We start from the raw sequence: 24,669 nt of genomic DNA, 5'->3' as shown, positions 1-24,669 counted from the left end.
AAATTAATTTTATTTTGGACCCAGAACCCTCGGTTTTACTTTCAAATTTATTAGTTACCAACACAACATTTATAACTAGTATTATTTTACTTTTTATATTATTAGCATGTTCTGCCCTCATTTCGGGAGCCGAAGTTGCGCTTTTTTCTTTAACCAAGTCTAATATAGATAAAGGTATCGAAGAAAACTCTTCGGCAATACAAATTATTGCCTCTTTACTAGAGCGACCCAAAAAGTTACTTGCTACTATTTTGGTGGCCAATAACTTTATTAACATAGCCATTGTGTTATTATTTGCATACATAGGAGAAGCACTCTTTAAAAATATTGCTAACCAGATCTTAAGGTTTTTATTAGAAGTTGTAACTGCCACGTTTCTTATTTTGTTATTTGGTGAAATTATTCCTAAAATATACGCAAGCAGAAACAGTGTTAAGTTTGCCTCCTTTATGGCAAGACCTTTAAAGGTGCTCGATGTTGTTTTTTCACCAATTAGTCTTCCTATGCGGTACACTACACTCAAAATACAGGAGCGCTTTGGTAAACAACGCTCTAATCTTAGTGTAGACCAATTATCACAAGCCTTAGAACTCACCAATGACCAAGATACCACACAAGAGGAGCAAAAACTACTGCAAGGTATTGTTTCTTTTGGCAACACAGACACCAAACAAGTAATGCGTCCTCGTATGGACTTGTTTGCACTAAATATTAGTACGCCTTTTGAAACCATTATAAAAGATATTGTAGATAATGGCTACTCTAGGATTCCTGTTTATGAAGAAAGTATAGACCATGTTAAAGGTGTGCTATATGTAAAAGATCTATTGCCGCACCTTAATAAGAAAAAATTTGATTGGACGACATTACTAAGAGCACCTTTCTTTGTCCCAGAGAATAAAAAACTAGATGATTTAATGGTAGAGTTTCAAACTAAAAAAGTACACCTTGCCGTTGTAGTAGATGAATATGGTGGTACATCTGGTTTGGTGTCTCTAGAAGATATTATTGAAGAAATTGTTGGCGATATTAGCGATGAATATGATGATGAAGATTTGGTGTATACAAAATTAGACGACAACAACTATAGTTTTGAAGGCAAGACACCTCTTAAGGATGTTTATAAAATCATTGCTTTAGATGAAACCGAAATAGCGGTTTTTGATAGTAGAAAGGGTGAAGCTGAGACCCTCGCAGGTTTTGTATTAGAAATATCTGGTGGCTTTCCTAGAGTTGGAAATAAAATAAACTTCAAAAATTACGTTTTTACTATAGAAGCACTAGAACGTAAACGTATAAAACAGATAAAACTCACCCTGCTTAACACCAATAGATGAAACGTATAATATTACCTATACTAAGTGTTTTTATGCTAGGTTGTGGTCACGATCCATTACCAAAGCCCAAAGGATATTTACGATTAGAATATCCTGATGCTAAATACAAAAAAGTAACTTCATCCCTACCATTTACCTTTGAGAAAAACGCTTTGCTAGCAACTACTTCTAATGAGAAAAATTCGGGAAACGCAAAAGGGTTAGATGTCAAATATCCTTCTCTAAAAGCCACTATCTACCTAAGCTATAAACAGGTAAACAACGTTAATCTAGACAGCCTACTACGGGATGCTCAAAATCTTACACAAAAGCACACCATGAAAGCTGATGAAATATATCAACAAGAATTTTTAAAGCCCGAAAATAGCGTCTACGGTATGATTTATGAAGTTGGTGGTGATGCTGCTTCGCAATCTCAATTTTACGTTACAGATAGCACAAAACACTTTCTTAGTGGTTCTCTATACTTTTATGCCAAACCTAATTACGATTCTATTTATCCAGCATCAGAATATCTTAAAAAAGATATTAAACGTTTAATGGAGTCCATAAAGTGGAAAGAAAATTAAACTGAAGATTTTAGTAATAAAAAAAGCAGCCAACTGGCTGCTTTTTTTATTATAAGACTATCTTATTAGAAGCTATAACGCACGCTGGCATTAAATGTTCTTCCATTGGTATTGATCAATCCGAATCGATCAGAGTTCTGAATGGTGATATTGTCGAATAAATTAAATACGTTACCTGTTAGAGTTAATCTATTTGCACCTAACATAAAATTATAGGTTAAACCAATATCAGTTAAAGAAAAAGGATCTATTCTTCCTACATTTTCAGTCTGAACTGAGTTTCCATCATTTAACCAATGCCTGTCATAGTAGTTAATATTGCCGTAAAAATCTAAGTCATTGATAATTTCAGCTCTAACACCAAACCCTGCGGTAAACTGAGGTGCCGTAGAAATTTTTACACCTTCTCTATTAACACCATCTGCAGTGCCTAGTAATTCACCCGTATCTGAGTTATAAATTGACACATTAGACTCACCTTCAAACTCCCAACTGCCAGAAGACACATAACCTGTTAGATTAATTTTGTCCGTTAACCTGTACTGTAAGTCTAGCTCAACACCCTTATGTACTTGTCTTACACCTCTATCAAAAATATTAAGAAAAATATCATCAGAATCGTCATCTGGTGTTCCGTTATCTAGTTGATCTGAACCTAATATGGTTCTATTATCCCAGTCTGTGTAGTAGAAGTTAAATATGGCTTTAAAGTTTTCAACTTCAAAAACATAACCTAATTCTATACCAGTAATTTCTTCGTTATCAACTTCAGGATTATCTACAATTGCGTTAGATCTTCTTATGTTCTCAAAGATATTATCTAAGAACGGTTGTCTAGAGTAAAAACCAAAATTTCCAAAAATAGTGCTTTGTTCACCAATATTATAACTAAGGCCAGCTTTTAAGTTATATCCAATTTTATTTAGTTTATCAGACTCACCTGGATCTTCGAAACGCCCTTCTCTAACATAAGATTGGTTAGATAATGCACCTTGAAAGAATGCTGAGAATTTTTCATTAGCATATTCTATCTGAGAAAAAACACCTTGATAATTTATATTCTCAGAATAATCATAGTCAATTCTTTGTCCTTCGTCTGCAAAATCAAAAAGTGCAGCCCACGGTGTAGGATCAAAAGATTCTGTTACTATGGCGCCATCAGGTCTATCGTTAGACCAACCTGTTAAACCATAAAAATCTGCTACTTGTCTAAAATGATCACCTCTGTAAAATCTAAAGTCAACACCAGCATTAAAATTAATTTGCTCAGTAAGATCGGTAGAGAAGTTAGATACTAACCCGTACCACTGGTGATTGTTTACAGAAGATCTTCTAATGTAACCAGCACCTAAAGGTCCACCATAATCGCCACCTATACCTATTTGTTGGTTTTGAGCAGTGATTGCATCATAGTCTATTTGGCCGTACAATGGTCCGTCACCATCTGGATCAGCGGTACGGATTCTTCCGTTACCTCTAGGGCCTGTTCCGCCACCTCGTCCCCATGATGCGTACAATACAGTTGATAAATCTGATTTTTCAGATATATTCCAGTCCCAGTTAAGGTTTAATACTGGCTTGTGGTAATAGTTTTGTCTTTCAGATTCTATACCATCTTCTGTGTAACCCCAATGTTGGTTAAATTTTGGGTCAGCATCGATAATTTCTTGACTCTGTGACCATCTTTGTCCATGTAATTGAGGAGCACCTGTTAGTAATAGATTTAGATTGTGTTGTTCATTAGGCTTATAACCTACTGAAAAGAAATACGTCTGACCCTGTCCATACGTTCCTCTAGCCCACTTTCTGTGTGCTTGCCAGTGGTCTAATAATACAGAAAAAGACCATCCTTTATCATTGATACCAGAGTCATAGCCTGCTGTTGTTTTAACGTAACTATCATTACCTCCTAAAAATCTCACAAAACCTCCTTGAGATTTTTCAGAAGACTTCATAATAAGGTTAATTGTACCACCAACTGATGAAATAGCTAATTTTGAAGCACCTAGACCTCTCTGTACTTGAACGCCATTTGCAACATCTGCTATACCTGCCCAGTTAGACCAATATACACGTCCATCTTCCATACCGTTTACAGGCTGACCGTTTAAAAGTACAGCGGTATTAGTTTGATCAAAACCACGTAAAAAGATTTCTCCGTCACCAAAACCTGTTTGGTTAGAAACATACGCAGATGGTGTATTTTTAAGAATCTCTGGCACTTCAACATTACCAACCGCTCTTTCTTGTATTTCTGTTTTTCTTATAGTAGATACAGCTACAGGAGTTTTTCTGTCTTCTGCTAAATCGATAACACCAGATCCCACAACAATAACTTCGTCTAGTGAGTTATCAGGGTATAAAGATACTGTACCTACATTGGTGTCTCCACTAAATTTAATAGTCTTTGAACCAAAGCCTACGTAAGAAATTACTATCTCTCCAGAATTAGATTGTGCAGTAAGAGAGAAATTACCATCAAAATCTGTTGTTGCACCATTTGTTGTGCCTTTTACCAATACGTTGGCGCCAGGTAATGGTGAACTCGTCTCGCCATCTACTACCATACCAGTAATAGTAACTTGTGCAAATGCCGCTGTAGTGAAGAGCATTATTACAGTTGCAAATAAAAATTGATTAAATTTTTTCATGTAAATTTAAGTTAATTGGTTTCTAATTGTGGCGCAAAATTACATATATCAATGGTTATAATATTACCTAAATGTTAAGAAATTTAACACCTTATCGTTAATTATGCATGCTTCAATTTATATGCATGCATAATTAATTTATTGTAATTTTTTTAACAATTATTTGCGGTTCTTTTTATAAAATTCAATCAAATTTTGAGTCGAGGAGTCGTGATGTGAAGCGTTAGCACTAACCGTTAATTCTTTAAGGATAGTTTTGGCTAGTTGTTTTCCTAGTTCAACACCAAATTGGTCATAGCTATAGATATTCCAAATAATACCTTGTACAAAGATTTTATGCTCATACATGGCAATGAGCTTACCTAAACTTTCTGGTGTTAATTTTTTAATTAATATTGAAGTTGTTGGTCTATTCCCTTCAAAAATTTTGAATGGTAATAGTTTTTGCTTTTTTTCTTCAGATAGGTTTAATCCATTCAATTCTGCTAACACTTCTGCTCTAGATTTTCCGTTCATTAAGGCTTCTGTTTGGGCAAAGTAATTAGACATTAACTTATTGTGATGGTCTTTATTTTCGTGGAGAGATTCTATAAAACCAATAAAATCTGCTGGTATCAGCTTTGTTCCTTGATGTATTAATTGAAAAAAGGCGTGTTGTGAATTTGTACCAGGTTCTCCCCAAATTATAGTGCCTGTTTGATAATTTACAATATCGCCTGCTCTATCTACATACTTTCCGTTACTCTCCATAATACCTTGCTGTAGATAGGTTGCAAACTGATTAAGATACTGTGTATAAGGAATGATTGCTTCACTTTCTGCGTTAAAAAAGTTGTTATACCATACCGTTAATAATGCAGATACTACAGGAATGTTTTTATGAAATTCGGTAGTTTTAAAATGCTCATCCATCTTTTGAGCACCTTTTAAGAGACTTTCAAAATTATTATATCCAAGTGCAAGACTTATGGATAGACCTACAGCGCTCCATAGTGAAAAACGACCACCAACCCAATCTTTCATAGGGAAGATATTGTTTTGATCTATACCAAAAGCCTTAACACTATCTATATTGGTAGAAACAGCTACAAAATGTTTTGAAATGGCCTCTACTGGTAAAGATTCTAAAAACCAAGCTCTAATAGACTCAGCATTAGACAAGGTTTCTTGTGTTGTAAAGGTTTTAGACACAATAACAAAAAGTGTGGTTTCTGGATTTAAATTTTTTATCACTTCCTTATGATGATCTCCATCTACATTGCTTACGAAATGTGTATTTAAGTGATTTTTATAATATTGAAGTGAATCTACAACCATTGCTGGCCCAAGATCAGAACCACCAATACCTATGTTAACAATATCTGTGATGTTTTTATCGGTGTATCCTTTATGAATTCCGTTTACCACGGCTTCTGTAAACGTTTTAACCTTTCGTTTAACCTCATAAACTTCTGGTATAACGTTTTTTCCATCAACAAAAACTTCTGCGTTTTCTTTAGCCCTTAATGCTGTATGTAGCACTGCTCTTTCTTCTGTAGCATTTATAACATCTCCTTCAAAATATCTTGAAATAGCATCTTTTAAGTCTAATTCATTAGCTAAGTCAACCAGAATATCAAGCGTTTCTTTAGTGATTCTATTTTTTGAAAAATCTACATAAAAATCATCCCAATTTATAGTAAACTCATCAGCTCTATTAGGATTGGACCTGAAAAGCTCTTTTAGATGTGTAGACTTAATACTTTCAAAATGCGTTTGTAATGTCTTCCAAGATGTCGTAGTTGTTGGGTTTATAGATTTGAGTGCCATTATTGTATGTCTGTAATATTATCTTCAGTTATTGTGCTTTCAGTATTATTAGGTGCTGTTTCCAAAAAGAAAATATTGTCTAACCTTTCTTTTAGAGGTGCAATGTATTGCAGATATTTCGTTTTTAAACTATCTGAAATTGGTTCTGCTTCTGGTAATTTTTCTTTAAACGGGTCTACTTGTTTTCCGTTTTTCCAAAAACGGTAGCAAACATGCGGACCACCAGTGTTACCAGTCATTCCAACCCAACCAATAATATCGCCTTGTTTAACATATTGTCCCTTTTTTACCTTTTGGGCTTTCATGTGTAAATATTGTGTAGAATACGTGGCATTATGTCTAATTTTTACATATTTACCATTTCCGCCACGTCTTGTAGACTCTACAACAGTACCATTAGCGGTTGCCATAATAGGTGTACCTACAGGTGCTGCAAAATCTGTACCTTTGTGTGGTCTTACTTTGTAACCATAATAAGCAATTCTTCTTTTTAGATTATAACGAGACGAAAGCCTTCCAAACTTTACTGGCATTTTTAAAAAGGCACGTCTTAAGTTTTTTGCATCTTCATTAAAATAATCTACAATGTTTTTAATGGAATCTGTTTTAAACTGAAACGCATACAAAGAGTCTCCATTGTGCTCAAAATACGCAGCCTTAACGTTATGCACACCTGCATAAATGGTATCATTTATATACTTGTCTGTATAGATTACTTTAAATCTGTCACCTGGCTGGAGGCGTCTAAAATCTATAGTCCAAGCATAGATATCATCTGCCATTTTATAGGCTAGTACTTGGCTTAAACCTTTATGCTCTAATGTTTCTGAAATATTGTTTTCTATAACACCTGTAGCAGTCTTTTCTACATAGGTAATAGGTTTTGTACGTGTATAGGCTTGAATGGAATCTTTAAAATCTATAACAACATAGTCTTCTAAATTCTGTTGATAGATAAAGGTGGTAGGCTTTTGAATACTATCATTAACATTATCCTTATCGTATAATAAAGTGTAGGGTTTGCCAACCTGAAGTTTTGTAGCAATATCAAAAGTATCTTTTGCTTTTTCAGCTATTTGAAAAATCTCTGGATAACCGATATTATTTCGTTCTAAAATAACACCAAAAGTATCGCCTTTTCTTACGGTATCTCTTTTAAATTCAAACTTTTTTAAATCGAAACCAAATTCAAAGATTTTTTCTTCTTGTTTCTTTTCAGCGATTTCTTTTTCATAATTTTCTGCTGAGTTATCATCTTTACATGTAGTAAAAAATACCGTAAAGACGGTAAATACTATTAATCCCTTTAAACGCATTAATTGCTAATTATATATTATTTCCCCAATTTTCTAATTCTTCATCTGACCACAAATCTGGAAAGAAAATACGCCTTTGATATCTAGGGTGCATGTATTTTTTCCAGTCACTTCCTCCAGTTGCTTCACCGTCACCTATGCCACTTTCTATATAGTGTCTTGCTGCATTGTAATGTGCCATTACCCAAGTTACATTAACCGTATAGTCATAATGACGCATAGCTTTTACTAAGTCTTCGTCTTTTTGATCTTCTTCTGGTAATTCTTTAAAGCGCGTCCAAAGATTTTTGGTGTTATACTGTTCCATAAATCTTAGAAACTCGTCTTTATAACGCTTTTCAAAATTAACTAAAAGTGTAGATTTTTTACCTGTATTATGATCTTTTCCTGCGGCTTGCCAGTACAAATGCTCAAAGGCATGGGTGTAAGGTGTGTTTCTATCGATATTTGCTCTAAATCTATAGTCTATTAAATTTATCAGTTCAGTAGACGCAAACTCAATAAGTCGATATTGAGCACTTTGAAAACCACTAGCTGGTGTTAGTGTATACCTAAACTTCATGTATTGCTCTACTTCCATACCCTCTCTCATAATATTGAAAGACGTGGTAAGCATATCGAAATAACGACTGATACGCATTATTTTGTTTTCAAAAAACACGACATCGAGATTCTCTTTTTCAGCTACTTGAGAAATTTCCCAAAGTATCATTTTAAAAATAAGCTCGTTTATTTGATGATAGGCAATAAACACCATTTCATCTGGAAGGGTGGTGCGCTGTATCTGAAGGTTTAACAACGCATCTGTTTGTATATAATCCCAATATGTAATGGGCTTGCTGTATAACAAGCCGTATAAATGGTCATCTGTATCTTGGTCTATTTTAACATACTTCTCTTGAAGTTGTTTTAAAATTTCATTGTAATTTGGTTGGTCTGACATAAATTAATTATCAAAAACTATCGGGAAGGAATGTTTTAACCCTCTAAATTCTTCTAAATCGGCACGTAGCGAACCTACTGCTAAATCTGCCTTTATTTTTAGTGGGATTTTATTCTTATCTGCACTTACCCACAATGTTAAACTTTCTTCTTCTTTAAACACACGTCCTGCCATAACATATGGTCTAAACTTTAAGGACTTTACTTTTACATCAGAGTTATTAATATCTACTTCAATGGTTTCTCTGCCTAAATATTTTAGTTTAAAACCATAGTTTTCTTCATCAAAAAACATATTGGTTTTTATTTCATCGCCAACTTCTAGGTCGTCTATATTTATACTATTTCTTAGGTGGTAATACATAGACACCATGTCTTGGACATCTTTCTCAGTGGCAATAGTCTTAATTTTTTTGTGCTTTTTATTGTTGACAATCGCTTTTTGCTCTTCATGATTAAACTCAATTTCTATATCTTTTGTATGTCCGCCCTCATCAATCTTTCTAATGAACTTGTAAGGCACACCAGTTTCTTTATCGAAGTAACTTTCGTAGCGGTCTCTCACTTTAAAAAATAGGTTAACAGCTCCTGTAGTTTTACCTTTGCCAACGACGTGATAGACAGCTTTGCCGTTAAGTTTTTTTTCATCAACTTTTAAAGTTGCTTCACCAGCCTTAAACCAACCGCTATAGCTCATCCTAAACTTAAACCATTCTCCTGACTGAAATGCAGGATCTCGTTCTGTACTGGGTGCTTTAAGACCAACCAAAAAAACTAAAATTGCAAGTATGTACTTCATAGACTGTATTAGTTTGTAAATTTAAATAATGTAACGTAATTTTTATGTTACAATTATCTTAATTACAATTACTGTTCCAAATCTATTAAAACCCTGTAATACAAGCAAAACCCTAAGGTTAATTTATTATTTCTTCGATTTGATGCTCACATTTTTAATGATTACCGATACTAAGACAGAGCAAACCACAACACATTAAATTTAGAAGTATTTATTTTTTGTGTTATGAATTTAAGAGTTGGTTTTTTATTAGCGCGTTTAGAAGTAGTGATCTAAACGCGCTTTGTTTTTTTATAGTGTTCCCCTTTTTGCCTGTTCTCTTTCTATAGATTCAAATAAGGCCTTAAAGTTACCTGCACCAAAACCACGAGCTCCCATACGTTGAATGATTTCGAAGAACAAGGTTGGTCTGTCTTCAACTGGTTTAGTAAAAATTTGAAGTAAATAGCCTTCCTCATCAGCATCTATCATAATTCCGAGAGATTTTAAAATTTCAATATCTTCTCGTAATTCGTGGCTAAACTCTTCTAATCTGCCTGGTACAGCTCTATAATACGCTTCTGGTGGAATTGACAAAAACTCTACTCCCCTTTTGCGCATTTCTGATACTGTTGTAATGATATCGTCCGTGGCAACAGCTATGTGTTGTACTCCTGGACCTTCATAAAAGTCTAAGTATTCTTCTATCTGAGAACGTTTTTTGCCTTCAGCTGGCTCGTTAATAGGGAATTTTATTCTGCCATTGCCATTACTCATCACTTTACTCATTAATGCTGAGTATTCGGTATGAATTTGCTTATCATCAAAGGATAAAAAGTTGACAAAACCCATAACATCCTCGTACCATTTTACCCAAGTATTCATTTCTCCCCAACCTACATTGCCTACCATATGATCCACATATTTAAGACCTACAGGCTTGGGATTGTAATCGGATTCCCATTTTTCGAACTTAGGCATAAAAACTCCGTTATAGTTTTTGCGCTCTACAAACATATGTACTGTTTCTCCGTAGGTGTAAATTCCCGCTCTTACGACCTCTCCGAACTCATCAGTTTCTACTGTTGGCTCCATGTAAGATTTTGCACCACGTTTTGTGGTTTCTTCGTAAGATTTACGGGCATCTTCTACCCAGAGCGCTATAACCTTTACTCCATCTCCATGTTTTACGATATGATCGTTAATTGGGTGTTTTGAATTTAACGGAGTAGTTAGCACCAATCTAATTTTGTCTTGTTTTAAAACGTAAGATACAGTGTCTTTACTTCCTGTTTCTAAACCCTTGTAAGCATATGACTGAAAGCCAAATGCAGTTTTATAAAAATGCGCTGCTTGTTTAGCATTACCTACATAGAATTCTACATAGTCTGTTCCTAATAACGGAAGGAAATCTTGTGCTCCTTCAAATATTTTTTCTAATCCGTAGTTGACTGTTTTTATTTCTTTTGACATAATTTAAGAAGCCCCTTCTAACTTCCCCAAAGGGGAAGAACTCTCTCTGTTGGGCTGAAGAGTTTGTTAAAAATTATTCTTGCTTTGCTTTACTTTTCATTATCAGTTGCTTCCCTCTTGGAAGGTAAGGATAGGCTTTTACTCCAACCAAGACTTATAATAATCCTCGTCGGCAATTTTTAAGGCATCTTCTGTAACCTTTAACGGTTTAAAAGTGTCTACCATTACTGCTAATTCATCTGTTTTTACCTTACCAATACTACGCTCCATAGCTCCAGGATGTGGACCATGAGGTATACCTGCTGGATGTAACGAAATATGACCTGCTGCAATATCGTTTCTACTCATAAAGTCGCCATCAACGTAGTACAATACCTCATCACTATCTATATTGCTATGATTATATGGTGCTGGTACTGCAAGCGGATGATAATCGTACAAACGTGGTACGAAACTACATACCACAAAAGCATCAGTTTCAAACGTTTGATGCACTGGTGGTGGTTGATGTACACGACCAGTTATAGGCTCAAAATCGTGAATTGAAAAAGCATATGGATAGTTATAGCCATCGTAACCTACCACATCAAAAGGATGTGATGCGTATACCATTTCTATAATTTCGTCTTGCTTTTTTATTTTTATTAGAAAATCTCCAGACTCATTGTAAGTTTCTAGCTCTTGAGGCTGACGTAAATCACGCTCACAAAATGGCGAATGCTCTAATAATTGCCCAAACCAGTTTCGGTAACGTTTTGGTGTGTAAATTGGTCTGTAAGATTCTACAATAAACAAACGATTATCTTCGGTATCAAAGTCAAGTTTATAAATGACACCTCTTGGTACTAATAAATAATCTCCGTATTTAAAGTCTAAATTACCCAACATGGTACGCAACTTACCTGTGCCTTTATGGACAAATATCAGTTCATCTGCATCTGTGTTTTTATAAAAATAGTCTCGTGTAGATGCTTTTGGTGCAGCTAATATAATGTTACAATCGCTATTGGTCAACACTATTTTTCTACTGTCTAAGTAGTCACTTTCTGGTTGTACTTTAAAACCATGAAAGCGGTACGATTGCATATTATTAGCTTTAGCAACTTTAGGTGCTACGCTGTATTGTTTTCTAATTTCTTTTACTTGCGTTGGTCTTTGCTCATGGTAGCTGTTGGTGCTCATACCATCAAAACCAATTGTACCAAATAATTGCTCGTAATAAAAACTACCATCTGGCTTTTTAAACTGCGTATGGCGCTTTGGTGGGATTTTCCCTAATTTATGATAAAAAGGCATTTTGTTTTTATTTAATTGTTGATTTGTTTATTCGTTTATTCGATGTAAACGAACAATGTTTTAAAGTTACAAAAATTGAAAGTTATAAGCGAAAAGATACTGAAACAAGTTCAGCATGACATAAATGTCATTCTGGGTTCCTTTTGATAAGGAAGTGTAAATGAAGTTTTAAGTTTTCCCAGAATGGTTTCATAATGTTACAAAGTTAGGAATTTTAAATAAAACTAACTTAACAAACAAATCAAAAAATGTTAAAAACTAAACTATTATCTACCAAACAATTACGGAAAAACCGTAATTAAAAAATATTGAAAAATCTTACATATTTTTTTGATGTTTTAACTATTTTTTTTTTTAGATTTGAAACGCTATTAAGCTTAACATAACGTTTTAACGAGGCGAAATGTTTTGTTAATAGCAATGGTTAGCCAAAACCTGCGTAGGTTTTTATTTCTCGTTACTCGTTACAACTCTCGTTAATTTTAAACTCGTTAATACTCGTTAAAAAATGTTTGTTAACTGACCATACTTTGGTCTTAAAATTAAGAAAAATGAAAAAAAGAATTTTTAGCCTTTTGGCTGTTGTTTTATTTGCTGGAAGTTTAATGAGTATTGCTTCCACAAAAGAATTAGAAGAAACTGATTGTTTTGATAAAGTAGAATTGATGATTACTCAAGCCGATCGTGCTGGTTGGAGCGCCACAGAATTAACATGGTTATCTAATGCTGCTGAAGCAGTACATTGTTATGGTTACTCATGGGATGATATTTGGGCAAATAACTATTAAAAAATTTGGTCAGTTTTTGAACTGACCAAATCTCTTATAACACATATTACACTCGATATGAAATATTACTCTTATTTAATAATTATCTTTATTACGTTACTTTATAGTACAAAAAAAGATTTATACCACCCTGTTAAAGAAACATCAGGTGTTATAACTTATAAATATATCCCAAATAAAGTTTCAGACCATGATAGAGAAGAAAGTAAAGAATTATATGATTTTTTAGAAAAAGTAAATAGCCTAGCTCAGAATGTAGAATTTACCTTGGAGTTTAATGATGATGAATCTCTTTTTAGTATTAATGAAATTATGGACTTAGATTTAAATCCTATGGCAATGTCTTATATAAAAAATGTTGTAGCCAGAGGAAAATATTATTACATAAAATCTAAAGACATAATCTTAAGGCAAGAAGATTTATACGGTAATAATACATTAGTAAAAATTATTTCCTCAAAAGTAAACAACTGGAAATTAATCAATGAGTCAAAAAAAATTGGAGATTACACTTGTTATAAAGCAACTAGAGAGAAAACAAAGCAAGGAATAAAAGAAGAACATAAGTTTATCATTGAAGCTTGGTATTGTCCTGAAATACCCGTTAGTTATGGACCAAAAGAATTTAATGGTCTACCTGGATTAATACTGGAGTTAAAAGACACTCACCACACTTTTTATGTAGAAAATGTGAAAATTTTAAATGATTCTACGATTACTATTAAACATTTAGAGTCAAAGAATATAATTTCAGAAGAAGAACATCTAAAAAAAATTAAAGAAATTTATTCTAAACAATAAGCTTTTATTTAACTTAATGCAAAAATTTTTCCTTTGTACTTTAAATATATTTTGTTTTTTCTTTTCTTATTCTCAACAAATCCAAGTCCAAGGCAAAGTAACCGATAGCTTACAAAACCCATTGCCTTATGCTAATATTTTGGCCATACCGAATGCAGAAGATTTGGAGGTCAAATTTGCCATTACAGAGCAAGATGGCAGTTATAAACTTGGGCTTGTAAAATACCAAACTTACGAGCTTACAGTAAGTTACCTAGGCTATAAACCACAAAAGCTAAGCATAACCACCACGAACCAAGATTTTATTAAAGACTTTGTTTTAGAAGAAAACCCAGACCAACTCGACGAGGTACATATAAAATACACACCACCAATAATTGTAAAGACAGACACCATTACCTACGACGTTAGCCGTTTTACTACTGGTGAGGAACGCAAACTGCGCGATGCCCTAAAAAAATTACCAGGTGTAGAAGTTGATAGAGAAGGTAACGTAAAAGTACAAGGCAAAAAAGTAACCAAGGTATTGGTAGAAAACAAGACCTTCTTTACAGGCAACAGCAAACTCGCTGTAAACAACATACCAGCAGATGCCGTAGATAAGGTAGAAGTATTAGATAATTACAACGAAGTTGCCATGCTAAAAGGTCTGCAAGACTCAGAGGATATGGCGCTAAATATCTTGCTAAAAGAGGACAAAAAGAAATTTGTATTTGGCGATGTAGAAGCTGGTGCTGGCATTGAGGACAGGTATCTATTGCATCCCAACCTCTTTTATTACAGCCCAAAGACCAATGTAAATTTTATTGGTGACCTTAACAACCAAGGCATTAAAAGTTTTAGCTTTAGCGATTACCTAGAATTTGAAGGTGGTTTTGGTAAACTTTTGGATGATGCTGGCAGTTATTTTAGCCTCTTTAATAGCGATTTTGCGCAGTACCTCAACAACAAAGATTTTACGGATAATATTAACCAATTTGGTGCATTTAACGTAAGGCAATCGGTTAACAATAGTACAGACCTTAGTGGTTATGTCATTAGCTCTAACTCCAAAACCCAAACGCTGAGCAATACTCTTAATAGTTACCAAAACATCACAGAGCCTTTTACAGAAGATAGAACAGTAACCAATAACCTCAACAATTTTTTCACCATAGGTAAGTTTACGGTAGATTACGACCCAGATTATACAGAAGATTTTGCTTATAACGCTTTTGTAAAAGTGACCAATAACGATGCAAATGGACTGATAAACACTATTAACCCTAACCAAAACAACACAATAAACACGTTAACAGATGTTACAGCACTAAACCTAAAGCAAAACATCAGCTATAGTCGTAAGCTCTCTAAAGCACATACAGCAACACTCGAAGCAACCTATAACTTTAAAAATGACAAACCTATTACCGAATGGCTGACCAACCAACAGATTTTACAAGGGTTGATTCCGTTAGAAGATGAAGACACCTATAACATTTTACAAACTAAAAGGTCTAAATCTCATAATTTTAATGCCATCTTAAAAGATTATTGGGTGCTTAATAATTTTAACCACTTATATACGAGTGTTGGTATTAATGTGTCGTTCAATTCATTTTTTAATAGAGATGTTCAGGTATTGGAAGACGGCAATATTAACAATTTTAGTTCCGCTGGTTTTGGCAATAATTTTGGGTACAATTTTATAGATACGTTTTTAGGCTTAGAGTATAAATTTATGATTGGCATTGCCACCTTTAAACCTGCTCTTTTTTATCATGGGTACTTGTGGCGCACTGAGCAGTTTGGTAATACTGAATCCTTTTCAAAAACCTTATTACTGCCACAGTTTACGTCAAAAATAGAGTTTAATAATAGCGAAAAATTAAATTTTAAATACAGGCTCAATGCACGTTTTGCAAGTGTTAACCAACTGGCTAACAATTTTATATTGTCTAGTTTTAATAACGTATTCAGAGGTAATAATCAGTTGGAAAACCAACTCTACCATACAGCTACATTGAGCTATTACAAGTTTAGTCTTTTCCGTAACCTTAATTTTAACCTCAATACCAGTTTCAATAAACGAATAACAACGATTAAAAACGTTACTGAGCTAAATGGCATAGAATCGTTCAATACGGCAATCATGTTTGATCAGCCAGAGCATAATTGGAATGTGAATGGTCGTATTTCTAAAAAGATCAATAAGATTCGTTATAATTTAAGTTCTAACTTTAGCTACAATGATTTCTTTCAAATATTGAACAATAGCACAAATCTCAATATCTCAAAATCCTTATCGTCTACTATAGGATTTGAAACATTCTTTAAAAACTTACCAAATATAGAACTTAACTATACCAAAGATTTTAGCAATTATAATGCCAATAGCATTGAAAATAGATTTGAAAACGATCGTTTTGAAGCCCTTTTAGAATATGACTTTTTAAAAGACTTTATCTTTAAAGCCGATTATACCTTTGATAATTATAATAACAAAAACCAAGGTATTACCAATACTTTTGATACTGCAAATGCTTCACTGTTTTATCAAAAAGAAGACAGTCCTTGGGGTTTTGAAATATCAGCAAACAATATTTTTGATGTGCGTTTTAAACAACAAAATTCGTTTAATGCCTTTGTGGTGAGTGATAGTAGAACGTTTATTCTACCAAGGATAGTGATGTTTAAGGTTAGTCATAAGTTGTAAAAATATATTTTAGATATGAGAATCCTGCTTTCGCAGGAATTGGATTAAAACCAAAAACCAAGATTAAAAAACCAGTAATCTTCACCTGTTTCTGGCGAATAGGTGTACTTAGCCTCTAAAGGCCCTATAAATGTTTCTAGAGAGTAACCCAGTGCATAGCCCGTATAATCTGGTGAGGTTAACCAGTTACCAGTATCAAACAAGCGATCTTCCACATTTGCATAATTTGCTGCAACTAAAATATGATGGTTTTTTAACCATTCGTAATCAAAAGTAAAACAAGCTTTTACAAAACTATCTCCAGTAATATCAATGTAATCGTAACCGTAAAAACTGTAAAAATTATTAATAAGATTATTAGCGTACCCACCAAGTGCAAAGCCTAAAGTTGTTGTAGAGTTGTCACCTATTTTAAATCCACCACTTGTTTCTGTTCTTAAAGCAAGGTTTTTGGTGATGCTAAACGCATAACCTAGATCTGCCTTGGCTATAGAGAATGGTCTAAAGTCGGTGTTAAAATCAGAGGCATTAACATACCAATGAAAATCGCCGTTAAAATACGCACCGCTTTTTGGAAAATAGGGATGACTGTAGCTATCGTATTTTAACCTTCCAAAAAGACTTATGTAATCTGTGTTGTCGAAAATGAAATCATCTTCTTGGTTTTCTGAAAACAACGTTTCTGAAGAAATCTTTAAGCGCTTGTGCTCCCCTCCAACTCTGAGAGAAAAATCTTTTCTAAAAAGTGTCTGCAAATAGATTTGAGTAGTAAAGTCTTGTAGTTTTACATCGATTTTATTTAAATTTTGTAAGAGCGGAGACCCTTCTTCTAAAGCTAATTGCGGATTTATATTTTTGTTAAATTGGTTGTAACGAGACTTTACACCAAGGCTTATGTAAAAACCTTTATCTATAAAATAATCGAAATTGAATCTTGAGTTATCGCCAAGGATTATATCTAATGAAGCTATATCATTATTAAATAATAGTCTTTTTTTTGTTAAGTTAGCTAAGATGGCACTTTTATATAATGCATCGTAGTGTATGCCTAATTTTAAAAATGTGGTTGTCTCAGACTCTTGGATTTTACCAACTAGTTTAAATTGATTAACGCTGTCCGTTGGTTGTAATTGATATCTAAACGTTTCAAAATTATTTGTAGCAATAAGATTATTTATGCGCTTTTTAAAGGCATCATAGCTTAACGTTTCATTCCCTCTTATTTTTAATTTACCTAAAAGGTACGACCTTGTGTAGCGGTCGTTACCATCTATAGTTATTGATTGTATTTTTATGCTATCTGCAATTTTCAAATAAGGACGCTTTACTCTATGATTTTGATTTTTTTTTATTTTATTTAAAACTTCTACACTTTCTAGTGCTGCTGCTTCGCCATTAGCAATGATATCTTCGCCTTCATCAAAAGATAGAACCGAAAAATTAGCAATATCTGGTTTTATATACACGTCTACCATTGAAGCTTTACTTTTCATGGCATTTATAGTTCTAAAATTATTGATCTGTAGTAATATTTCTGGAGCTGTTTTTAAGTCTTGCCTAGCTCTGAGATCATCTTGCACATCTACTCCTATAATAATATCCATCCCTTTTGCTCGCAATTCTTCAACCGGAAAATTATTGGTTACACCTCCATCTATTAGAATTTTATCACCTATAACAACTGGCTGAAATATAGAAGGTAGTGCACCACTTGCTGTTACAGCTTCAGCTAACCTACCACTATCTAACACTAATGATTCTCCAGTTTCGATATCGGTTGCCATACAAAAAAAAGGTATAGGCAAATCTTGGAAATCTTCTATGTCGTTAACCGGAAGCATTAATTGATATAACAGGTTATAAACATTTTGACCTCTAGATAAGGCAGAGGGAAGCGTAATCTTAAAACGGTCAAACGGAAAACTTACTGCATACTTCTCTTCACTCTCACGTTCATAAAAAGATTTGGCTTCTCTTAGAAATTCATCGTTTATTAGTTTATCAAAATCTGCAGACTTAAATAAGTGCTCTAACTGCTCCCCTGAGTAACCTGTAGCGTAGAGCCCTCCAATTATAGCGCCCATGCTTGTACCTGCTATGTAGTCTATTTTAATTCCTAAACTATCTATAACCTTTAGAGCTCCTATGTGTGCAAACCCCTTTGCACCTCCACCACTTAGTACCAAACCTACTTTTGGCTCTTTAGTTTCTTGCGCATGTAGCCGACCAATACAATGATATAAAAGTAAGAATACAACAATACACTTAATAAAATGATATGTTAGGGGATTTTTCAACTTATTCTTTGTGGTAATAATTATATACTTTGCTTGCTCGAGACACACCAACCACAGCTTCTAACTCATCTAGCTTGGCGTTGGCAATTCGTTTTACTGTTTTAAATTGCTTCATTAAATCTACAATGGTTTGCTCACCAACGCCAGAAATATTTTCTAGCTCTGTTTTTAAGGCTCCTTTACTACGTCTGTTTCTATGATGCTCTATACCAAAACGGTGGGCTTCGTTACGTAATTGCTGAATGATTTTTAGTGTTTCACTTTTTTTATCTAAATATAATGGAATTGGGTCATCTGGATAAAATAATTCTTCTAAACGTTTTGCAATTCCGATAATAGCTATCTTTCCTCTTAAACCTAAGATATCGAGACTCTTTAAAGCCGATGATAATTGCCCTTTACCTCCATCTATAATTATGAGTTGCGGCAATGGTTCATCTTCATCTAATAGACGTTTGTAACGTCTATACACCACCTCCTCCATGGACGCAAAGTCATCTGGACCTTCAACCGTTTTTATATTAAAATGACGATAGTCTTTTTTACTTGGTTTTCCATTTTTAAAAACTACGCATGCTGCTACCGGATTTGTTCCTTGTATGTTTGAGTTATCGAAGCATTCTATGTGTCTTGGCTCTTTAGATAATCGTAAATCGGCTTTCATTTGTGCCATAATTCTATTGGCATGGCGATCTGGATCTACAATTTTAATTTGCTTCAATTTGTCCATTCTGTAATACTTGGCATTACGCTGCGATAAGTCTACAAGGCTCTTTTTATCACCAAGCTTAGGGACTGAAACTTTAATCTCTTCACCTAAATCGACTTTAAAAGGCACAAAAATTTCTTTAGAATTTGAATTGAAGCGTTGCCGTATTTCTGTAATGGCTATCTCTAAAAGCTCTTTATCGGTTTCTTGGAGTTTTTTCTTTAACTCTAAGGTATGAGACCTAATTATAGATCCGTAACTTAACTGCAAGAAATTTATATAGGCATAGGTTTCATCACTTACTATAGAAAATACGTCTACGTTACTAATTTTAGGGTTTACAATGGTAGATTTTGCTTGATAGTTTTCTAGTATTTCGAGCTTTTCTTTTATTTTTTGAGCATCTTCAAACTGCATAGCCTTAGCATACTGTTTCATCTGTACCCTAAATTGCTGCAAAGAATCTTTAAAATTCCCTTTAAGGATCTCCCTAATTGCTGTGATATTAGAGTGGTACTCTTCTTCTGTCTCTTTGCCCTCGCAAGCTCCCTTACAGTTGCCAAGATGATATTCTAAACATACTTTGTACTTTTCTGCTTCAATCTTTGCTTCAGACAAATCGTAGTTACAGGTTCTTAACTGATATAGTCCTTTTATTAAACCGAGAAGCGTTTTTACAGTTTTCATACTTGTGTATGGCCCAAAATACTCTGATCCATCTTTAATCACTCTTCGGGTTGGAAAAACCCTAGGGAAACGTTCATTCTTTACACAAATCCACGGGTAAGACTTGTCATCCTTAAGCATTACATTATACTTAGGCTGATATTTTTTTATAAGGTTATTCTCGAGCAGTAAGGCATCATTCTCGGTCTCAACAACAATATGCTTTATAGATGCTATGTTCTTTACCAGGACTCTGGTTTTGCCATAATCGTGATGCTTAGTAAAATAGCTGCTAACACGCTTTTTTAAATCTTTAGCTTTACCAACATAAATCAACGTTTCGTCAGCATCAAAATACTGATAAACACCAGGTTGATGAGGAAGTGTTTTTATCTGTATATCTAGACTTGTTTTTAGCATTTACCCAAAGGTAACAATTAGATAATTTTTTTATGTTTTTTGAATGAACTTTATGACTATCTTGCTCCACTTTTTTTAAAACAAAATAAGCTATGAAAAAAATTTTGGGACGTGTTGATAAAATTGATTTCCCTGAATTACACCTCAACAATATTGATGTAAAAATAGATACTGGCGCTTACACCTCTGCCATACATTGCTCTCAAATAAAAGAAGAGGATGGTAAACTTTATTGCACTTTTGAAAGTAAGGGACATCCCAACTTTAATGGTAAAGAAGTTATATTTGAAAACTACTCCTTTACGGATGTTAAAAGCAGTAATGGGCACAAAGAAAATCGTTACAAAATTAAAACTACCGCCATATTCTTTGGAAAAAGCTACAAGATTAACTTAACTTTAAGCACTAGAGACGATATGAAATTTCCGGTCTTAATTGGTCGTCAATTTCTAAAGCAAAAATTCTTAGTTGATGTTGACTTAGAAAATCAATCGTTTAAACACACTGCTAATGAACATTGTCATTCTATCGCGTAATTCGCAATTATACTCTACACGTCGCCTCATTGAAGAAGGTGAAAAAAGAGGCCACGAGATTGAAGTAATCGACCCGCTTAAGTGCGACATAATAATTGAAAAAGAAAAGCCTACGATTTACTATAAAGATCGTTATCTAGATTATGTAGACGCTGTAATACCTCGCATTGGCGCCTCGGTAACGTTTTATGGTTGTGCTGTAGTGAGACAATTTGAAATGATGAATGTCTTTACAACGGTAACCTCTGATGCCATTATAAGGAGCAGAGATAAGCTACGTAGTTTTCAACGCCTTTCTAAAGCAGGAATTGGTATGCCAAAAACAGTGTTTACAAACTACTCTAGAGACGTTGAAGAAGTTTTAGAACATGTTGGTGGACCGCCTGTAATTATAAAGTTGCTTGAAGGTACTCAAGGGCTTGGTGTTGTTTTGGCCGAAACTAAAAATGCTGCCGAGTCTGTACTAGAAGCCTTTAATGGACTGCAAGCCAGAGCATTAGTGCAAGAGTTTATTGCTGAAGCTAAAGGAGCTGACTTAAGAGCTCTCATAGTAGATGGGCAAGTTGTAGGAGCTATGAAACGCCAAGGAAAAGAAGGCGAATTTAGATCTAATTTACATAGAGGTGGTAAAGCAAACTTAATTAGACTAACAGAAGAGGAATTAAAATTAGCCATTAAAGCAGCACGTGCATTAAAACTTCCTGTTTGTGGTGTAGACATGTTACAATCTGCTCGCGGACCTTTAATTATGGAAGTTAATTCTACACCTGGATTAGAGGGTATTGAGGGTGCCACTCAAAAAAATATAGCAAGAGCCATTATTACTTTTATTGAAAGGAATAGAAAATAAAAGCCCCCTTGCCCCAAAAGGGGGAATTTCTGAACAAATAGGTCTTATGGCAAACAAATAGCATTAATTTTGATGTTTTTAATACAGTAAACATTTTTTTGATATGAAGATTTAGTGAATGATAATGGTTGACTTAGAATCTAATAAGAACAATATTGCAAACGGTTTGAGGACAGAAGAAATAAAAGTTCCTTCCCTTTAGGAAGGTTAGGATGGGCTTATGAGCGAAAAGGAAGTATTACATATTTTAGGCAAAAAAGTTGGACTAGGAGAAAGCGCTAAGGTTAGTTTTAGTGTTGCAAAACTGCATACCCAAAACACCATAGAAGTACCCGTTATTATTGAACGCTCAAAAAAAACAGGACCAACCGTTTTAATCACTGCTGGCATTCACGGAGATGAAGTCAATGGTGTTGAAGTGGTACGTCAAATCATTTCTAAAGGCATCAACAAACCCAAAAAAGGAACTATTATTTGTATTCCTGTTATTAACGTTTTTGGTTTTATACATATGGATCGGGAATTCCCAGACGGTCGAGATTTAAATCGTGTTTTTCCTGGAGCAAAAAGTGGCTCATTGGCAAGTAGAGTTGCACACAAACTAATGTCGGAGATTGTGCCACACGCAGATTTAATTTTAGACTTTCATACAGGTGGCGCAGACCGTTTTAATGCAGCTCAAATCAGAATTATTAAAAATGAAATTGTCCTTGATGAACTTGCACAAGTTTTTGGAGCACCGATTATTTACTATTCAAAAAATCTGAAAAAATCTTTCAGAAACTCTTGTTTTAAACTTGGTATTCCAATGCTATTATTTGAGGGAGGTAAGTCATTTCATATAGACAATACGGTTACAAACACTGGTGTAAATGGTGTTAAACGAGTATTGCACCACTTAGGTATGTTAAGCACCAAGTTTAAGGCCTCTAAACCTAAAAAAAACTGTATCAAAATCACAGACAGTAAATGGATAAGAGCTAATTACTCTGGCATATTTAAGGCAACTGTAAGCGTAAATACACAAGTAAAAAAAGGAGATGTTTTAGGGCACATTACAGATCCCTATGGCAGTTTTAACTACTTTGTAAAAGCACCTAATAACGGTTACATTTTTAATGTAAATGAGTCTCCAATTATATATCAAGGAGATGCTATTTTTCATATTTCTACAAAGATAAAACAATGACAAAACACGAGATTCGTAAAAAATACAAAGTGTTGCGAAAATCACTGAGTTTTGTACAAGTGGAAGAACTCAGTCTTGCTATTGCAAATCAATTATTACAACTCGATATTTGGGATTCATCATTTTATCATATTTTTTTGAGTATTGAAGAACAAAAAGAAGTAAACTCAGAATACATCTTAAATATTCTGGCAGGAAAAGATAAAAACATAGTAGTATCTAAAAGTAATTTTGAAGATTGCTCAATGGCGCATTTTCTTTTAACAGATAATACCACGATAAGAAAAAACGATTATAACATTCCCGAGCCAGATGATGGTATTGATATTAAGTCATCACAAATAGACGTTGTTTTTGTTCCGCTCTTAGCTTTTGACAAAACTGGAAATCGTATAGGCTACGGAAAAGGGTTTTACGACCGTTTTTTAAGCAACTGCAAACCAGAAACCATTAAAATTGGCTTATCATTTTTTGAGGCTGAAAGAGGTGATTTTACTGCCTCTAAAGATGATATTAAATTGGACTATTGCGTGACTCCACAAAAGATTTATCAATTTTAAAAATTAAAAACACTAAGCTTTCTAGTAATTGAGAATTAATTTGTGTCTTTATTTAAATCTCATTATTCTGCCACGAGAAGAAGCACTTCCTCCAGCTCTAATATCTCTGGATTAGCCTCAATGAGTATTAAAACAAGTTCTTCAATTGATTTTAAATTTTCTTGAGAGCCCTCTAAGCGTTTTACATTGTCTAAATACCCATTAAGAGCCTTAAAATTTTCAGGTCTGTGATGATCTAAAAAAATATTCATTATTGCGATTTTAGCCTTTGAAAAAGGGTTGGCATATTCCTCATCCGATTTTTGATAGTTTTCTAACGCTTTATTATACTTTTTTGCCTTTACATATTTGTCTGCCAATTTTAAATAGGTTTCTGCTTTTCTTGAATTGGCTGGCTTCCCTGTATTCTTATAGCCTTGTTTATTAAAACAATTAAACTGCTCAGCAAGTTTTTCAGCCTTTTTTCCACGTAAATCGTAGCTTAGTGGTAATACCTCATTGCTCAAAAATGGATAGATGGTAAAGCTTGCTATTTTATTTTTTAGCAATTTCCTTAGATCTTCGTCTGCTAAAGGAGCTGCTTGTATAGCGGTATAAGAATATTTGTAATTATGCCTAAATTGCGCTATGGTAGATCTAAAAACTAATCGTTCACCATTTTCTAATGTAAATTCAAACATAGAACCAACCTCAAACCATTCATCATCATTTTTACTGTAATCATTCTGAGGGATATGACCAAAGTTTACTAGTGTTTGAATGTAATTAATTTCTTCATTCTTGTCATTTATCAGGTAGACCGAAGGGATAAACTCAATACCCTTTATCTTTAGTTGACCAGACAAATTACCTCCGTAGTAGGATATTTTTTCTCCGGTCTCTTTATCTTTTGTGCTACCTTTTGGTTTACAGTCTTGTGCAATCGAGATAGTAGTTGCTAAGAATATTATAACTAGTGAGCTTATGCTTTTTTTCATTTATTTAAAA

General features: G+C 33.9%; 19 protein-coding genes. 9 read left to right on the top strand and 10 right to left on the bottom strand.

What is annotated here, in order from left to right; translation table 11 throughout:
* Window positions 1–14 precede the first annotated feature (14 nt).
* Window positions 15–1,337 carry a gliding motility-associated protein GldE gene (locus BWZ20_RS10330; RefSeq protein WP_076619719.1) on the top strand — a complete coding sequence of 441 codons (1,323 nt, stop codon included), beginning with the start codon at window positions 15–17 and terminating at the stop codon, window positions 1,335–1,337.
* The gene (gldD, locus tag BWZ20_RS10325; RefSeq protein ID WP_076619716.1) at window positions 1,334–1,906 is read left to right on the top strand and encodes a gliding motility lipoprotein GldD; all 573 of its coding nucleotides are present in this window, start codon (window positions 1,334–1,336) and stop codon (window positions 1,904–1,906) included. Before BWZ20_RS10330 ends, gldD begins: the two co-directional genes overlap by 4 nt.
* Window positions 1,907–1,971: 65 nt before the next feature.
* On the opposite strand, the gene BWZ20_RS10320 is transcribed toward gldD, so the two are convergent.
* The 7 genes from BWZ20_RS10320 to BWZ20_RS10290 all read right to left on the bottom strand — a co-directional run bounded on the left by BWZ20_RS10320 (window position 1,972) and on the right by BWZ20_RS10290 (window position 12,171).
* A complete protein-coding gene (locus BWZ20_RS10320; protein ID WP_076619714.1) occupies window positions 1,972–4,557 on the bottom strand; it encodes a TonB-dependent receptor in 2,586 nt (861 codons plus the stop codon).
* 159 nt (window positions 4,558–4,716) lie between these two features.
* Window positions 4,717–6,366, bottom strand: coding sequence for a glucose-6-phosphate isomerase (gene pgi / locus BWZ20_RS10315; RefSeq protein WP_076619712.1), 1,650 nt, complete (start codon window positions 6,364–6,366; stop codon window positions 4,717–4,719).
* Window positions 6,366–7,682: a M23 family metallopeptidase gene (locus BWZ20_RS10310; protein WP_076619710.1), complete on the bottom strand. Its 1,317-nt coding sequence runs from the start codon at window positions 7,680–7,682 to the stop codon at window positions 6,366–6,368. Before BWZ20_RS10310 ends, pgi begins: the two co-directional genes overlap by 1 nt.
* Window positions 7,683–7,692: 10 nt before the next feature.
* Window positions 7,693–8,625 carry a tryptophan 2,3-dioxygenase family protein gene (locus BWZ20_RS10305; RefSeq protein ID WP_076619709.1) on the bottom strand — a complete coding sequence of 311 codons (933 nt, stop codon included), beginning with the start codon at window positions 8,623–8,625 and terminating at the stop codon, window positions 7,693–7,695.
* Window positions 8,626–8,628: 3 nt separating this feature from the next.
* Window positions 8,629–9,423: a DUF3108 domain-containing protein gene (locus tag BWZ20_RS10300; protein ID WP_076619707.1), complete on the bottom strand. Its 795-nt coding sequence runs from the start codon at window positions 9,421–9,423 to the stop codon at window positions 8,629–8,631.
* A gap of 291 nt (window positions 9,424–9,714) precedes the next feature.
* On the bottom strand, window positions 9,715–10,875 hold the full coding sequence (gene hppD / locus BWZ20_RS10295) for a 4-hydroxyphenylpyruvate dioxygenase (RefSeq protein ID WP_076619705.1): 1,161 nt from the start codon (window positions 10,873–10,875) through the stop codon (window positions 9,715–9,717).
* Between the two features lie 138 nt (window positions 10,876–11,013).
* Window positions 11,014–12,171 carry a homogentisate 1,2-dioxygenase gene (locus BWZ20_RS10290; RefSeq protein WP_076619703.1) on the bottom strand — a complete coding sequence of 386 codons (1,158 nt, stop codon included), beginning with the start codon at window positions 12,169–12,171 and terminating at the stop codon, window positions 11,014–11,016.
* Window positions 12,172–12,722: 551 nt separating this feature from the next.
* On the opposite strand from BWZ20_RS10290, the gene BWZ20_RS10285 reads away from it, so the two are divergent.
* From BWZ20_RS10285 to BWZ20_RS10275, 3 genes are read left to right on the top strand one after another with little or no spacing between them, the layout of a single operon-like run.
* Complete coding sequence (locus BWZ20_RS10285) at window positions 12,723–12,959, top strand: hypothetical protein (protein ID WP_076619701.1); 237 nt, start codon at window positions 12,723–12,725, stop codon at window positions 12,957–12,959.
* A gap of 57 nt (window positions 12,960–13,016) precedes the next feature.
* Entirely contained in the window at window positions 13,017–13,760 is a 744-nt protein-coding gene (locus BWZ20_RS10280) for a GLPGLI family protein (protein WP_076619699.1), read from the top strand.
* Window positions 13,761–13,776: 16 nt separating this feature from the next.
* Entirely contained in the window at window positions 13,777–16,455 is a 2,679-nt protein-coding gene (locus BWZ20_RS10275; RefSeq protein WP_076619697.1) for a TonB-dependent receptor, read from the top strand.
* Window positions 16,456–16,499: 44 nt separating this feature from the next.
* Here the strand turns inward: BWZ20_RS10275 and BWZ20_RS10270 are convergent, their stop codons facing one another.
* Both BWZ20_RS10270 and uvrC read right to left on the bottom strand, forming a co-directional pair.
* A complete protein-coding gene (locus BWZ20_RS10270) occupies window positions 16,500–18,752 on the bottom strand; it encodes a patatin-like phospholipase family protein (RefSeq protein WP_232217098.1) in 2,253 nt (750 codons plus the stop codon).
* A 1-nt stretch (window position 18,753) separates the two neighbouring features.
* Window positions 18,754–20,547, bottom strand: coding sequence for an excinuclease ABC subunit UvrC (uvrC, locus tag BWZ20_RS10265; protein WP_076619695.1), 1,794 nt, complete (start codon window positions 20,545–20,547; stop codon window positions 18,754–18,756).
* Between the two features lie 92 nt (window positions 20,548–20,639).
* Here uvrC and BWZ20_RS10260 point away from each other — a divergent pair, with 92 nt between their 5' ends.
* The 4 genes from BWZ20_RS10260 to BWZ20_RS10245 all read left to right on the top strand — a co-directional run bounded on the left by BWZ20_RS10260 (window position 20,640) and on the right by BWZ20_RS10245 (window position 23,682).
* A complete protein-coding gene (locus BWZ20_RS10260; RefSeq protein WP_076619694.1) occupies window positions 20,640–21,083 on the top strand; it encodes an ATP-dependent zinc protease in 444 nt (147 codons plus the stop codon).
* Window positions 21,058–21,933: a 30S ribosomal protein S6--L-glutamate ligase gene (gene rimK, locus BWZ20_RS10255; protein ID WP_076619692.1), complete on the top strand. Its 876-nt coding sequence runs from the start codon at window positions 21,058–21,060 to the stop codon at window positions 21,931–21,933. The genes BWZ20_RS10260 and rimK overlap by 26 nt, the downstream gene beginning before the upstream one ends.
* 220 nt (window positions 21,934–22,153) lie before the next feature.
* A complete protein-coding gene (locus tag BWZ20_RS10250) occupies window positions 22,154–23,122 on the top strand; it encodes a succinylglutamate desuccinylase/aspartoacylase family protein (RefSeq protein ID WP_076619690.1) in 969 nt (322 codons plus the stop codon).
* Window positions 23,119–23,682, top strand: a complete 564-nt coding sequence (locus BWZ20_RS10245) for a 5-formyltetrahydrofolate cyclo-ligase (RefSeq protein WP_076619689.1) — start codon at window positions 23,119–23,121, stop codon at window positions 23,680–23,682. The genes BWZ20_RS10250 and BWZ20_RS10245 overlap by 4 nt, the downstream gene beginning before the upstream one ends.
* Before the next feature lie 62 nt (window positions 23,683–23,744).
* Here the strand turns inward: BWZ20_RS10245 and BWZ20_RS10240 are convergent, their stop codons facing one another.
* Entirely contained in the window at window positions 23,745–24,659 is a 915-nt protein-coding gene (locus tag BWZ20_RS10240; protein WP_076619687.1) for a hypothetical protein, read from the bottom strand.
* Between the last annotated feature and the right edge of the window lie 10 nt (window positions 24,660–24,669).

It is taken from the genome of Winogradskyella sp. J14-2 (assembly GCF_001971725.1).
Classification (GTDB): Bacteria; Bacteroidota; Bacteroidia; order Flavobacteriales; family Flavobacteriaceae; genus Winogradskyella.
This window is presented reverse-complemented; position numbering and strand designations above follow the sequence as displayed.